The 12,488-nt window shown below is 73.3% G+C and carries 13 protein-coding genes and 1 tRNA gene; 9 read left to right on the forward strand and 5 right to left on the reverse strand.

Features of this window, described 5'->3' with window-relative positions:
* The first annotated feature begins 75 nt into the window (after positions 1-75).
* Complete coding sequence (locus AB0R04_RS13205) at positions 76-711, forward strand: HhH-GPD-type base excision DNA repair protein (protein ID WP_063348640.1); 636 nt, start codon at positions 76-78, stop codon at positions 709-711.
* A 137-nt stretch (positions 712-848) separates the two neighbouring features.
* Here AB0R04_RS13205 and AB0R04_RS13210 read toward each other — a convergent pair whose 3' ends face one another.
* A complete protein-coding gene (locus AB0R04_RS13210; protein WP_363370615.1) occupies positions 849-2,381 on the reverse strand; it encodes an MFS transporter in 1,533 nt (510 codons plus the stop codon).
* A gap of 123 nt (positions 2,382-2,504) precedes the next feature.
* Here AB0R04_RS13210 and AB0R04_RS13215 point away from each other — a divergent pair, with 123 nt between their 5' ends.
* Positions 2,505-3,470 carry a YafY family protein gene (locus AB0R04_RS13215; RefSeq protein ID WP_363370701.1) on the forward strand — a complete coding sequence of 322 codons (966 nt, stop codon included), beginning with the start codon at positions 2,505-2,507 and terminating at the stop codon, positions 3,468-3,470.
* 31 nt (positions 3,471-3,501) lie between these two features.
* Here AB0R04_RS13215 and AB0R04_RS13220 read toward each other — a convergent pair whose 3' ends face one another.
* Both AB0R04_RS13220 and AB0R04_RS13225 read right to left on the reverse strand, forming a co-directional pair.
* Positions 3,502-4,383: a hypothetical protein gene (locus AB0R04_RS13220; protein WP_363370617.1), complete on the reverse strand. Its 882-nt coding sequence runs from the start codon at positions 4,381-4,383 to the stop codon at positions 3,502-3,504.
* Between the two features lie 5 nt (positions 4,384-4,388).
* Entirely contained in the window at positions 4,389-4,907 is a 519-nt protein-coding gene (locus AB0R04_RS13225; protein ID WP_363370619.1) for a YbhB/YbcL family Raf kinase inhibitor-like protein, read from the reverse strand.
* Between the two features lie 269 nt (positions 4,908-5,176).
* Here AB0R04_RS13225 and AB0R04_RS13230 point away from each other — a divergent pair, with 269 nt between their 5' ends.
* Positions 5,177-6,343 (forward strand): hypothetical protein, encoded by a 1,167-nt coding sequence (locus AB0R04_RS13230; protein ID WP_363370621.1) that lies wholly within the window; start codon positions 5,177-5,179, stop codon positions 6,341-6,343.
* Positions 6,344-6,369: 26 nt separating this feature from the next.
* On the opposite strand, the gene AB0R04_RS13235 is transcribed toward AB0R04_RS13230, so the two are convergent.
* Complete coding sequence (locus AB0R04_RS13235; protein WP_363370623.1) at positions 6,370-7,935, reverse strand: helicase HerA-like domain-containing protein; 1,566 nt, start codon at positions 7,933-7,935, stop codon at positions 6,370-6,372.
* Positions 7,936-8,137: 202 nt separating this feature from the next.
* Here AB0R04_RS13235 and AB0R04_RS13240 point away from each other — a divergent pair, with 202 nt between their 5' ends.
* Complete coding sequence (locus tag AB0R04_RS13240; RefSeq protein WP_063348635.1) at positions 8,138-8,434, forward strand: type II toxin-antitoxin system VapB family antitoxin; 297 nt, start codon at positions 8,138-8,140, stop codon at positions 8,432-8,434.
* Positions 8,435-8,687: 253 nt separating this feature from the next.
* Positions 8,688-9,368 carry a LytR C-terminal domain-containing protein gene (locus AB0R04_RS13245; RefSeq protein ID WP_363370703.1) on the forward strand — a complete coding sequence of 227 codons (681 nt, stop codon included), beginning with the start codon at positions 8,688-8,690 and terminating at the stop codon, positions 9,366-9,368.
* A gap of 74 nt (positions 9,369-9,442) precedes the next feature.
* On the opposite strand, the gene upp is transcribed toward AB0R04_RS13245, so the two are convergent.
* Complete coding sequence (upp, locus tag AB0R04_RS13250; protein ID WP_063348633.1) at positions 9,443-10,078, reverse strand: uracil phosphoribosyltransferase; 636 nt, start codon at positions 10,076-10,078, stop codon at positions 9,443-9,445.
* Positions 10,079-10,242: 164 nt separating this feature from the next.
* On the opposite strand from upp, the gene AB0R04_RS13255 reads away from it, so the two are divergent.
* The 4 genes from AB0R04_RS13255 (at position 10,243) to AB0R04_RS13270 (ending at position 12,089) form a co-directional block, all read left to right on the forward strand.
* A complete protein-coding gene (locus AB0R04_RS13255; RefSeq protein ID WP_063348632.1) occupies positions 10,243-10,479 on the forward strand; it encodes a hypothetical protein in 237 nt (78 codons plus the stop codon).
* Between the two features lie 303 nt (positions 10,480-10,782).
* Positions 10,783-11,319 carry a tRNA adenosine deaminase-associated protein gene (locus AB0R04_RS13260; RefSeq protein WP_063351275.1) on the forward strand — a complete coding sequence of 179 codons (537 nt, stop codon included), beginning with the start codon at positions 10,783-10,785 and terminating at the stop codon, positions 11,317-11,319.
* A gap of 63 nt (positions 11,320-11,382) precedes the next feature.
* A complete protein-coding gene (gene tadA, locus AB0R04_RS13265; RefSeq protein ID WP_063348631.1) occupies positions 11,383-11,910 on the forward strand; it encodes a tRNA adenosine(34) deaminase TadA in 528 nt (175 codons plus the stop codon).
* A gap of 92 nt (positions 11,911-12,002) precedes the next feature.
* A tRNA-Ser gene (locus AB0R04_RS13270) sits at positions 12,003-12,089 on the forward strand.
* The last annotated feature ends 399 nt before the right edge of the window (positions 12,090-12,488 follow it).

Below are 12,488 nucleotides of genomic sequence, written 5' to 3' on the forward strand. Positions count from 1 at the left end.
GTTGACCGCCTCCGCCCCCGCCCCGTCCACCAGACTGGGCGCCGACCCGACGTCAACTCCGAGGAGGGCAAGCCCATGAACGTCACCGTCCGGCTCGCACAGCAGCCCGAGGCCGACGAACTGCTCGGACGGAGTGCGCTGGCCGCGCTCGTCGGCATGTTGCTTGACCAACAGGTGCCGATGGAATGGGCGTTCACCGGTCCGCTGACCATCGCCCAGCGGCTCGGACGCAACGACCTGGACGCCCGGGAGATCGCCGTGTACAACCCGGAGGAGTTCGTCGCCCTCCTGTCCGCGAAGCCCGCCGTGCACCGCTACCCGGCCGCGATGGCCAAACGGGTCCAGCAGCTCTGCCAGTTCCTGGTGGCGCAGTACGACGCCGACGCCGCCGCGCTCTGGAAGGACACCCGCACCGGCAAGGAACTGCTCAGCCGCCTCAACGCCCTGCCCGGTTTCGGCAAACAGAAGTCGCAGATCTTCCTGGCCCTGCTCGGCAAGCAGTACGGCGTGCGGCCGGAGGGCTGGCGCGAGGCGGCCGGCGCGTACGGCGAGGAGGGCGCGCACCGCTCGGTCGCCGACATCACCGGGCCCGAATCCCTCGACCTGGTCCGGGAGTTCAAGCAGGAGATGAAGCGCGCCGCAAAGGAGGCCAAGTCCGCGGCGAAGACCACGACCCGGACGACGGCGGTGAGCACGGCCGGGGCGCGCTGAAAACCGATCGCCCGGCCGGCCCCGCCGGGAGCCGTTGCCGAGCCGCCGAGGAGTCCACCGCCGTACGGTCCATGGCCTCCCAGAATGCGTCGAGGGCCCCGGTCGCGCCGCGCGACCGGGGCCCTCAGCAGTGCCTGTCAGGCCAGGACGGGCTCCCGCTCGTCCGTCGGGTCCGCCCCACCCGCCGTACCCGCCGCCGTCGCCGGCGCATCCACCGCACCCGCCGCATCCGCGCCGGCCGGCGCGACCGCCTTGCGCCGCGGCAGCGCGAACATCAGCAGGAACACCACCAGCAGCGCCCCCGCGACCCACCACATCGCGTGGACGAACGCCCCGCCGAACGCGGTGCCCATCGCCTCCGGCGCGACCACGTCGTCCATCGCCCCGAAGAAGGCCACCGACACCAGCGCGAGCCCCAGCGCGTTCCCCATCTGCTGGACGGTGTTGATCAGCCCCGACGCCGAACCGGCGTGCGCGCGCGGCACCTCCGCCAGGATCGCGTCGGTGATCGGCGCGACGATCAGGCCCATCCCCAGGCCCATCACCACCAGCGGCAGCGCCATCTGCCAGGGCGCGATCGCCGTCCCGTACCGGTCCGCCTCCCAGATGTACGTCAGCACGCCCGCCGCCATCACCAGCGCGCCGGTCTGGAGCACCCGGCGTCCGAACCGGGGCACCAGCTTCTGCACGGACAGCCCGGCCGCGGCCGAGACGGCGAGCGAGAACGGGATGCCGGTGGAGCCGGCCTTGAGCGGGCTCCAGCCGAGGCCCAGCTGCATGTACAGCGTCCAGACCAGGAAGAAGATCCCGCAGACCACGCCGAAGGCCAGCTGCACGCCGATGCCGGCCGCGAAGCTCTTCACCCGGAACAGCGACAGCTCGACCAGCGGCGAGCCGTCCCGCCGCGTCTTGGCCTTCTCGTACGCCACGAACAGCGCGAACACCACCAGGCTGCCGGCCATCGACAGGTAGCCCCAGAGCGGCCAGCCGGCCTCCCGCCCGTGCGTCAGCGGGTAGATCAGCATCAGCAGGCCGACACTCGCCAGTGCCACCCCGACCAGGTCCAGCTTGAGCGCCCGCTCGGCCTTCGACTCGTCGATGAAGCGGCGCCCGAGCAGCAGCCCGGCGATGCCGACCGGCAGGTTGATCAGGAAGATCGGGCGCCAGGCCAGGCCGAACAGGTCCCACTCGGTGAGCAGCGCGCCGATCAGCGGCCCGGAGACGGCGCCCAGACCGACCACCGCGCCGAACATGCCGAATACCTTGCCGCGCTCCTCCGCCGGGAAGGTCGCGTGGATGATCGACAGCACCTGCGGCACCATCATGGCCGCCGTGCCGCCCTGCAGCACCCGCATCCCGACCAGCATCTCGGGGCCGGAGGCCAGGCCGCACAGCGCGGACGCCACGGTGAACCCGCCGATGCCGATCAGGAACAGCCGCTTGCGACCGTAGATGTCGCCCAGCCGGCCGCCGGTGATCAGCCCGATCGCGAAGGCCAGCGCGTAGCCGCCGGTGACCCACTGGATGGCGCTGAAGGAGGCGCCGGTGTCCTCCTGGATGCTGGGGATGGCGATGTTGACGATGGTGACGTCTACCAGGTCCATGAAGGAGGCGACCATCACGATCGCCAGCGCGATCCACCTCCGTCGGTCCGCGTCCGCGGTCTTCATTCGGTACTCCTCATTCGTCCTGCTCGTCCTGCTCGTCCTGCTCGCACTGCTCGTCGGCACGTCCACGAGGGTACGGGGCATGTAGGTCAGATCCTGTCCCAGTTGTCCGGCATCCTGGACGGCATGACGGACACCCCCGCACGGCTGCTGAACCTGCTGTCCCTGCTGCAGACCCCGCGCGAGTGGCCCGGCAGCGAACTCGCCGAACGGCTCGGTGTCAGCCCCCGGACGATCCGGCGCGACATCGACCGGCTGCGCGACCTCGGCTACCCGGTGCAGGCCACCATGGGCGCGGTCGGCGGCTACCGGCTGGTCGCGGGGACGGCGATGCCGCCGCTGCTGCTGGACGACGAGGAGGCCGTCGCCATCGCGGTCGGCCTGCGGGCGGCCGCCGGGCACGCGGTGGTCGGCATAGAGGAGGCCTCGGTCCGCGCCCTCGCCAAGCTCCTCCAGGTGCTGCCGGGCCGCCTGCGACACCGGGTGGGCGCGCTCAACACCGCCACCATGCCACTGCTCACCGGCGACGGCCCGACCGTCGACCCGGACGACCTCACCGTGCTCGCCGGCGCCGTCACCAACCGGGAGCGGCTGCGCTTCGCCTACCGGGCCGGCGACGGCGCCGAGACCAGGCGCAACGTCGAACCCGAGCGGCTGGTCTCGGCCGGCCGCCGCTGGTACCTGGTCGGCTACGACCTGGACCGGGACGACTGGCGGCTCTTCCGCGTCGACCGCCTCAGCGAACCCCGCGCCACCGGCGCCCACTTCACCCCGCGCCCACTCCCGGCCGAGGACGCCGCCGCATACGTGGCGGGCAAGCTGCGCCGCCAGTCACCGGCCCGCGCCGTGGTCGCCACCGTGCACGCCCCGGCCGCGAACGTCCGGCGGCACTTCGACCGGGGCGACTCCGAGATCGAGCCGATCGACGAGCACCGCTGCCGGCTGCGCTCCCGCACGGACTCCCTGGAGTGGACGGCGGTGCGGCTGCTGACGCTGGACTGCGAGTTCGAGGTGCACGAGCCGCCGGAGCTGATCACCCACCTGCGCACCCTGGCCGCCCGCGCCGACCGCGCCACCCGCGCAGGCGGTTAGGGCCTGCCCGGCAGGATCCGCCGGGCAGGCCCTAAGCCTCGATCCGGTACCAGCAGTCCCCCGCGCGGAACCACAGCGCGCCGTCCCGGCCGTGCGCCCGCACCCGGTCGAGCGCGCCGGGCACGCTCAGCTGCCGGCGCCGGGTCCGCTTCCACTCCTTGCCGATCAGCTGGTACCAGGTCAACTCGCCGCCGCTGGACAGGAAGACGCCCTGCCCGCCGCGGATCGCGAAGCCGACCGGCAGCCGGACCGGGCACGGCAGGGTGGTCGACGGCCGGTCGACCGCGTCGATCCGGGTGAGGTGGCTGACCGACGGGCTCGGGTACCAGGCCAGCCAGGCGCTCCGGCCGTCGGTCGCGCCGGCCAGGCCCTCCAGCGGGAAGGACGGCAGCTTGTCCGGGCTCCACACCACCCGGCCGTGGGTGTCGGCGGCCCGCAGCCCGGCGGCCGCCATCGGGTGGTCGCCGTAGATGCCCTCGTCCCCGTAGGCCATCCAGATCCGGCCGTCCAGGTCAGTCACCAGAACCCGGACGTCGTCACCGAGGGCGAGCTCCCGTTCGAGCGCCCCGTCCGCGCCGTACACGGCCGCGTTGGGCAGCCACTCCTCCCCGTCCTGCTCGGCCCGGTACCCGGCCAGCAGCACCCGGCCGCCCGGCAGCAGCCCGAGGTGGTCGGGCGAGCAGGAGACGCCGGACAGCGGCACCCGCCACTCCCCCTGCGGCGCGGCCACGACCACCTCGCCGTCGAACGGCAGCCGGACCGGCGGCCAGGATCCGGCCGGCGCCAGGTGCTGCTCCGGCACCACCAGGAGGGCCAGCTCCCCGGCCGGCCCGACCGTCCAGGCCACGGCCCTACGACCGGCCGACCGGTCCTCCTCGGGCAGCCGCCAGACCTCGACCGGATCGTGGCCCACCGCGCTCAGACCCCGTACTCGGCGGTGATCAGCGCCCGCCCCAGCGTGTGGAAGGTCAGGTGGAAGCCGATCTGGGCCGCCGGGGTGTCGGCGGAGACGTCCAGCTTCTCGACGTCCAGGGCGTGCACCGCGAAGACGTACCGGTGCGGGGCACCGGGCGGCGGGGCGGCGCCGTCGTACTGGTGGCCGGGGAAGTCGTTGCGGCCGTGGAAGGAGGCCGCGCCGGGCAGGTCGTCGTCCGAGGAGCCGGCGCCGCGCGGCAGTTCGACCGTGTCGGCGGGCAGGTTGAGGGCGAGCCAGTGCCACCAGCCGGAGCCGGTGGGCGCGTCCGGGTCGTAGCAGGTGACGGCGATGCTCCGGGTGCCCTCGGGCAGCCCCGACCAGGCCAGCTGCGGCGACCGGTTGCCGCCGGCGTGGCTGAACTCCCCGGCCAGTGTGCCGCCGTCGGCGATGTCCTGGCTGGTCAGCGGGAAGGACGGCACCTGCGGCAGGAAGTCGTACGGCAGCGGCGGGCGAACGCTCATGGGGTGGTCACCTCTCAACGGGCCGTGGACGGCCTCGGGCTGAAGGACGCTGAAGAACACGGTCCGACGGGCACGGCCTGTCGGGCACGGTCTGTCGGACACGGTCTGTCGGACACGGCTCACTGTAGTGGGGTGCCCGTCCGGTCCGGCCGCCCCGATCCGGCCGCCCCTCGTTCGGGCCCGGCCCGCTCAAATCACCAGGTATAGACCAATCCGGCCCCTGCGGCTAGCGTGGACAGCGCACCCGCCCCCAGCTCCGGAGCCGCACCGTGGAGTCGTCCGTCCTCGCCTTCGCCACCGACCTGCTCGACGAGGGCGCCGACACCTTCTTCGGCAACCTCACCGACCGCGCCGGGGTCGGCGGCGTCACCCTCGCCTCGGTCTACCACGAGGCCCGGGACGTCTTCCCGCACAACCCCCGCCGGGTGATCCGCTACCTGGAGCCGGGCGCGGCGTACTTCCGCCCCGATCCGGCCCGCTGGCGGGGCCGCCGGCTCGCGCCCGCCCCGTCCACCGCGATCGGCGACCGCGACCCCTTCGCCGAGGCCGCCGCCGAGACCCGCCGCCGGGGGCTGAAGCTGCACGCCTGGACGGTGTTCTGCCACAACGACCGGCTCGGCTTCGCGCACCCGGACTGCGCCCCGGCCAACGCCTTCGGCGACCGCCACCTCACCGAGCTCTGCCCGGCCGCCCCGGAGGTCCGGGAGTACGCGCGGACCCTGGTCACCGAGCTGGCCCGGTACGGCGTGGACGCGATCCGGGCCGAGTCCCTGCACTTCCACGGACTGCGCCACGGATACCACCACGAGCGCTACTTCGAGGAACTGGGCGCGGGCGCCGAGGCGCTGCTCGGCATCTGCTTCTGCCCGCACTGCCGCGCCGCCGCCACCCGCGCGGGCGTCCCGGCGGAGGAGGTCGCGGAGGCCGTCCGCACCGAGCTGCGCCGCCGGCTGGCCGACGAGGCGGCCGCCGCCGAGCCCGCCGACCTGAGCGCGCTCGCGGACGGCGCCCTGGCCGCCTACCTGGACGCCGCCACCACCACCGTCACCACGCTGGCCGCCGAACTGACCGAGGAGGCCCGGCGCCACGGCATGCGGCTGAGCTTCATGGACGGCGCCGGCCCGGGCAAGGGCTGGCTGTCCGGCATCGACCTGCCCGCGCTCGCCAAGGCGACCGACCAGATCGAGACGCTCGGCTACGCGAAGACCCCGGAGGCCGTCCGGGAGAAGATCGCCGCGTTCGCCCTGCACGGCGTCCGCCCGCAGGACATGGCGGTGATCCTGCGGCCGATGGCCTCGGACTGCGACGGCCCGGCGAACCTCGCCGCCAAGATCGCGACCCTGCGCGAACTGGGCGTCCCCGAGGTCGAGTTCTACAACTACGGCCTGATGCGGCTGTCCTCGCTCGACCGGATCGGCGCCGCCCTGGCCGGGTAAGGCTCCAGTCCTGCGGGGCCCGGCCGCTACCGCCGCCGCTTGGACGTCCCGAACAGGCTGCGCGAGATCTCCTGCCCGAGCTGCTTCCCGGCCGAACGCGCCAGGGACTTCACCGTCGGGTTGCTGAGCAGCGAATCGAGCAGCCCGCCCGCCCCCTTCGGCTCCTCCCGCCGCGGGGCGGGCTCCCGCTCCTTCGGCACCCTGGCCGGTGCGGCGGCCTCCGGCCTGGGCGCCCGCGCCGCCCGCGCGGCCAGCTTCTCGTACGCCGACTCCCGGTCGATCGCGTCCCGGTAGCGCGCCGTCAGCGGCGAGGCGTCGACGACGGCCCGCAGCGCGCCCGCCTCGATCGGCCCCATCAGGGACTGCGGCGCCCGCAGCCGGGTGGCCGCGACCGGCGTCGGCGCGCCCTTCTCGGAGAGCACCGTCACCACGGCCTCGCCGGTGCCGAGCGAGGTGAGCACCGCGCCGAGGTCGTAGGAGGAGCGCGGGAAGGTCGAGACGGTGGCCTTGAGCGCCTTGGCGTCGTCCGGGGTGAAGGCGCGCAGCGCGTGCTGCACCCGGTTGCCCAGCTGCGCGAGCACGTCGGAGGGGACGTCGCGTGGGGATTGGGTGACGAAGAAGATGCCCACGGCCTTCGAGCGGATCAGCCGGACGGTCTGGGTGATGGCCTCCAGGAAGGCCTTGGAGGCGCCCTTGAACAGCAGGTGCGCCTCGTCGAAGAAGAACACCAGCTTGGGCTTGTCCAGGTCGCCGACCTCGGGCAGTTCCTGGTAGAGGTCGGCGAGCAGCCACATCAGGAAGGTGGAGAACAGCCGCGGCCGGTCCTGGACGGCGGGCAGTTCCAGCACCGAGACGACGCCCCGGCCGTCCGGGGCGGTCCGCAGCAGTTCGGCGGTGTCGAACTCGCGCTCGCCGAAGAACGCCCCGGCGCCCTCGTTCTCCAGCAGGGTGAGCGCGCGCAGGATCACCCCGGCGGTGGCCGACGAGAGGCCGCCGATGGTCCTCAGCTCCTCCTTGCCCTCGGGCGAGGCGAGGAAGGCGATGACGGCGGTGAGGTCCTTGAGGTCGTACAGCTCCAGGCCCTTGGTGTCGGCGTAGTGGAACACCAGGCTGAGCGAGGACTCCTGGGTCTCGTTCAGGTCGAGCACCTTGGCGAGCAGCAGCGGCCCGAAGCTGGTGACGGTGGCGCGGATCGGGATCCCGGCGCCCTGGCCGCCGAGCGAGTAGAACTCGACCGGGCAGCCCTGCGGGGTCCACTGCTGTCCGACCTCGGCCGCGCGGGCGGCGGTGCGCTCGCTCGGCGCGCCGGGCGCGGCGACGCCGGAGACGTCCCCCTTGACATCGGCGAGGAACACCGGCACGCCCTGGGCGGAGAGCTGTTCGGCGATCAGCTGGAGGGTCTTGGTCTTGCCGGTGCCGGTGGCGCCGGCGACCAGCCCGTGCCGGTTGAGCACCCCGAGCGGGATGCGCACCTGGGCGTCCGGGTAGGCGGTGCCGTCCAGCAGCACCGCGCCGAGGTCGAGGGCGGGCCCGGTGAAGGCGTACCCGTCGGCGATCTCCCGGACGGCCGACGGGGTGAGGGCGGAGGACATCGGGGCACTCTCCTGGGCGGTGCGGGGAGGCGGGGCGGGCCCGGAACCCGGTCCCGGGCGGGCCGTGTCCCGATCGGAACCCGGCGATGTTCGCGACATTTCCCATCAAACAGCCGCAATCGCCCTCCCGCAGCTCACACCCGAGCGCGTGGCGGCGTCGCGGCGGCTGCGCCATCCGCCGCCCAAACGGTAGGCTTTCCGTGTGATCTTCAAGCGCATCGGCAATGGGCGGCCGTACCCGGATCACGGCCGGACGAGCACCCGACAGTGGGCTGACGTCGCCCCACGCCCGGTGCGGCTCGACCAGCTGGTGACCACCAAGGGGCAACTCGACCTCGAAACCCTGCTCGCCGAGGACTCGACCTTCTACGGGGACCTCTTCGCGCACGTGGTGAAGTGGCGCGGCGACCTGTACCTGGAGGACGGACTGCACCGGGCGGTGCGGGCCGCACTGCAGCAGCGCCAGGTGCTGCACGCCCGGGTCCTCGAAATGGAATGACGGACCCTCTGCACGGGCTCCTGGACCGCCCCCTCGCCACCCGGCGGAGGGCGGTCCGCGCGTACCCGGGTACCTCCTTTCGGGTACCGGCGTACTCCAGATGATGATCATTTAGTACCTTCGCGGCCGGACGGCACTACGCTGCTGACTACGGCCGCGACCAGGGGATCCGCCCGCACCACGGGATCCACTCGCACCAGCCGATCCGTCATCCCGACCCCGCCCTGGCACGAGGGGGAGACAAACCGTGAGCATGTTGACTCCCCAAGGCCTCAAGGGGAAGCAGTACCGCGTCACCGGCAACGCCTATCCACGACTCGGCCGGCCCCCGAGGAAGAGCCGCAAGGTGATCTCCGGGCTCGCGAGCCTGCTCGCCCTGGCCCTGATCGGCCTCGGTGGCGTCCAGCTCTACGACATCTTCAGCGGGAAGAACAAGAACTCCTCCGCCCAGGCCTGCGTGACCCCGTCGGGCAAGCCGCTGGCCGCCCCCTCCCCGGGCGCCACGCCCGGTGCGCCCACCGGCTCCGGCGCGCCCGCCGCCCCGGGTGACCCGCACGCGATCCCGCAGCCGGCCGGCGTCACGGTGAACGTCTACAACGCCACCGCCAAGGGCGGCCTGGCCGGCCGGACCGCCGAGGAGCTCAAGAAGCGCGGCTTCACCATCGGCAAGGTCGGCAACGCCCCGGCCGAACTGGACAAGAAGGTGCCCGGCACCGCCCAGGTGATCGCCGGCCCGGCCGGCGCCGGCGCCGCCACCCTGCTCGGCTCGCAGATCGCCGGGGCCACCACCACCGCCGACGCCCGCACCGACGGCACCGTGGACTTCGTGGTCGGCGACAGCTACAACGCCCTGCTGGACGAGACCCAGGCGGCCGCCGCCCTCGCCCTCGCGACCAAGCCGTCCCCCACCCCGACCGCCACCGGCAGCTGCTGAGGCCGGTCGTCCCGCGCAACAGGAGAGCCCCCCGGCACCGCGCCGGGGGGCTCTCGTCCGTTCGGGGGATGCGCTCAGCCGGCGGTGCCGTACAGGCGGTCGCCCGCGTCGCCGAGGCCGGGCACGATGTAGCCGTTCTCGTTGAGCCGCTCGTCCAGGGCGGCGGTGACCACGGTGACCGGCAGGCCGGCCAGCTCGCGCTTCATCACCTCGACGCCCTCGGGCGCGGCCAGCAGCACCACGGCGGTGACGTCGGTGGCGCCGCGCTCGATCAGCATCTTGATCGCCACGACGAGGGTGCCGCCGGTGGCCAGCATCGGGTCGAGCACGTAGACCTGGCGGCCGGAGAGATCGTCCGGCATCCGGGTGGCGTAGGTGGAGGCCTCCAGGGTCTCCTCGTTGCGCACCATGCCGAGGAAGCCGACCTCGGCGGTCGGCAGCAGTCGGGTCATCCCGTCCAGCATGCCGAGACCGGCGCGCAGGATCGGCACGACCAGCGGGCGGGGGTAGCTGAGGCGGGTGCCGAGCGTGACCGCCACGGGGGTGGTGATCTCCACCTCGTCGGTGCGGACGTCCCGGGTGGCCTCGTAGGCGAGGAGGGTCACCAGCTCGTCGGTCAGGCGACGGAAAGTCGGCGAGTCGGTGCGCTCGTCGCGCAGGGTGGAGAGCTTGTGGGCCACCAGGGGGTGGTCGACGACGTGGAGACGCATGTATCGAGGTTAGCCCGGGTCTGCACGCCTGTACGACTCGCCGCGTGCCGACCGCCCCGTCGCCGGGGTGCACCCGGCCGTATCGCGCCGTGACGCCCCGCGAATGTCCGGACGGAAGCGCCTCCTGTGGTATCAACCGGGCTGATCTGGGAATGTCACGTCTTATGACGAGCAACCCGAACGCCGGGGACGGCTCGGCGGACGAGCCCGCAGGCCGGTCGGGCAATCGCCCCGGCCCGCCACAGGACCCCCCGGAGACCGAGGCGGACCGCCGCAGGCGGCGGGCCGTCTTCCTGCGCGAGCTCACCGAGGCCCGCGAACTCCGGGAGCGGGTCCAGCCCCGGCGGACCAAGGAACGGCGGATGCGCGAAGCCATGCGGATGCGAACCTTCCGGATCTGACGAGGATCCGAAGCGGTTCCGGCGCGGCTCCCCCCGCAGCTCCCCCTGCGGCTCCGCCGACCGGCCGGTCCGGATCCGGCGGACCCCGGGCGGTGGCGCCGGCGCCACACCGGCCGCCGGCCGGCCCTTCCGACACGACCTGCAAAGACGCGCTGCCGAACACCCCCCGCAAGGGCGGGCTTTCTGTCACGATTCCGATGGGACGGTCCGAACGAGCGGACCGCCTCTGGCGCGGGGGCGGCCAGATTTTCGCGTTGCCCGAGCGCGCCGACAGCCGAGACCGAGATCTTGGGAGTGTCCCTGGTGGCGTACTTCGCTGCAGTGCTTGCTCGCACCGAGGACGGGTGGGATGTGAGCGAGACGGAGCTCGACGACGTCGAAACCCTCGCCGACCTGACCGAACTGGCCCGCGACTCCACGCAGGACGACGACAGCGTCCTGATCTTCATCGAACAGGAGGACGCCTGGTTCGCCATCGTCCGGGTGGACGGCGAGGAGGACCCGCGGATCTTCGTGTCCGACGGCGCCGCCGCCGCCCGCAGCTCCTACGGCTCCGTCCTCACCGACGAGCTGGTCGACCAGGCCGGTGAGAGCGAGTTCGGCGACCTGGACCACCTGGTCGTCGAGCTGGAGGAGGACGAGGAGGCGCAGGAGCAGGACGAGGACGCCCGCAGCGGCGTCCCGGTCGGCCCGCTCGGCGACGCCCACCTGCTCACCGAGTTCGGCCTGGCCGCCGAGGAGCTGCTCGCCCTCAGCGGCGAGGGTGCCGTCCCGGGCGACGCCCTGGAGGAGATCGCCGAGGCCCTCGGCTGCGGCGAGGTCCTGGAGGCGGTCCGGTAGCGGGCGGTGACCAGGCCGGTGACCAGGCCAGTGCCCACCGCCGGATACCCGACACTGGATGCCATGCAGTCCGCATCCGCCCCGCAGGCCGTCCCCCGCATCGCCCCCCTGCCCGCCCCCGTCCGCCCCGACCCGGTCCGCGACCGCTGGGCGGCGCCGATGCGCCTCGCCATCGCCGAGGCCGCCCTGGCGCCGGCCACCGGCGACGTCCCGGTCGGGGCGCTCGTCCTGGGCCCGGACGGCGAGGTGATCGGGCGCGGCCACAACGAGCGCGAGGCGGTCGGCGACCCGACCGCGCACGCCGAGGTGGTCGCGATCCGGCAGGCGGCCGAACGGATCGGGGAGTGGCGGCTCAGCGGCTGCACCCTGGTCGTCACCCTGGAGCCCTGCACGATGTGCGCCGGCGCCATCGTGCTGTCCCGGATCGACCGGGTGGTCTACGGCGCCCTCGACGAGAAGGCCGGCGCGGCCGGCTCGCTCTTCGACGTGATGCGCGACCGCCGGCTCAACCACCGCCCCGAGGTGGTCTGGGGCGTCCTCGCCGACGAGTGCGGCGAGCAGCTGCGCGAGTTCTTCGAGTCCCACCGCTGACGTCCGGCGCCGACTTCCGCCGCCGGGTCCCCCGCCGGCCGCCCCGCCCTATGGATTTCGTGACCGCGCACCCGTCCGGTAGAGTTCCCCTCGGTAGCGTGTCCGAGCGGCCAAAGGAGCACGCCTCGAAAGCGTGTGTGGGGGCAACTTCACCGTGGGTTCGAATCCCACCGCTACCGCTGGAAAGCCCGAAGGCCCGTCCGATCCGGACGGGCCTTCGGCGTTTCCGCGCACCCTCGAACGCGAAAAGGGCTCCGCACTCCGGGCTGATGACCACCAACGCCCGGAGAGTACGGAGCCTGGAAAGGGGGAGCGGCTCGGGGGGACGACCGCTCCCCCGGCGGAGTCCCACAACCGGCGCCGCGTCGGGGGGAAGCCGCGGCGCCCGGTCCCACAGCGGGGAGCTCCGGATCCACGCACCGGGGATTCCTGCCAGATCCTCGGCACGTCTTCCATCCTGCCGCCCGGGCCGCTTCCGGGCATCCGGAGAAAGGCCCCACCCACGGGGACCTTCGTCCCGCCGGGCGAACGCGTCGCACACTTGATAGCCCGTCCGATGGATAAGCTGCTTCCGCAGG

The organism is Kitasatospora sp. NPDC056731 (assembly GCF_040687675.1).
Taxonomy (GTDB): domain Bacteria; phylum Actinomycetota; class Actinomycetes; order Streptomycetales; family Streptomycetaceae; genus Kitasatospora.

Excerpts from the sequence above, each read along its gene's own strand:
- AB0R04_RS13205 (WP_063348640.1), top strand. The coding sequence starts at position 76 with ATGAACGTCACCGTCCGGCTCGCACAGCAGCCCGAGGCCGACGAACTG.
- AB0R04_RS13210 (WP_363370615.1), bottom strand. The coding sequence starts at position 2,381 with ATGAAGACCGCGGACGCGGACCGACGGAGGTGGATCGCGCTGGCGATC.
- AB0R04_RS13215 (WP_363370701.1), top strand. The coding sequence starts at position 2,505 with ATGACGGACACCCCCGCACGGCTGCTGAACCTGCTGTCCCTGCTGCAG.
- AB0R04_RS13225 (WP_363370619.1), bottom strand. The coding sequence starts at position 4,907 with ATGAGCGTTCGCCCGCCGCTGCCGTACGACTTCCTGCCGCAGGTGCCG.
- AB0R04_RS13235 (WP_363370623.1), bottom strand. The coding sequence starts at position 7,935 with ATGTCCTCCGCCCTCACCCCGTCGGCCGTCCGGGAGATCGCCGACGGG.
- AB0R04_RS13245 (WP_363370703.1), top strand. The coding sequence starts at position 8,688 with ATGTTGACTCCCCAAGGCCTCAAGGGGAAGCAGTACCGCGTCACCGGC.
- upp (WP_063348633.1), bottom strand. The coding sequence starts at position 10,078 with ATGCGTCTCCACGTCGTCGACCACCCCCTGGTGGCCCACAAGCTCTCC.
- AB0R04_RS13255 (WP_063348632.1), top strand. The coding sequence starts at position 10,243 with ATGACGAGCAACCCGAACGCCGGGGACGGCTCGGCGGACGAGCCCGCA.
- tadA (WP_063348631.1), top strand. The coding sequence starts at position 11,383 with ATGCAGTCCGCATCCGCCCCGCAGGCCGTCCCCCGCATCGCCCCCCTG.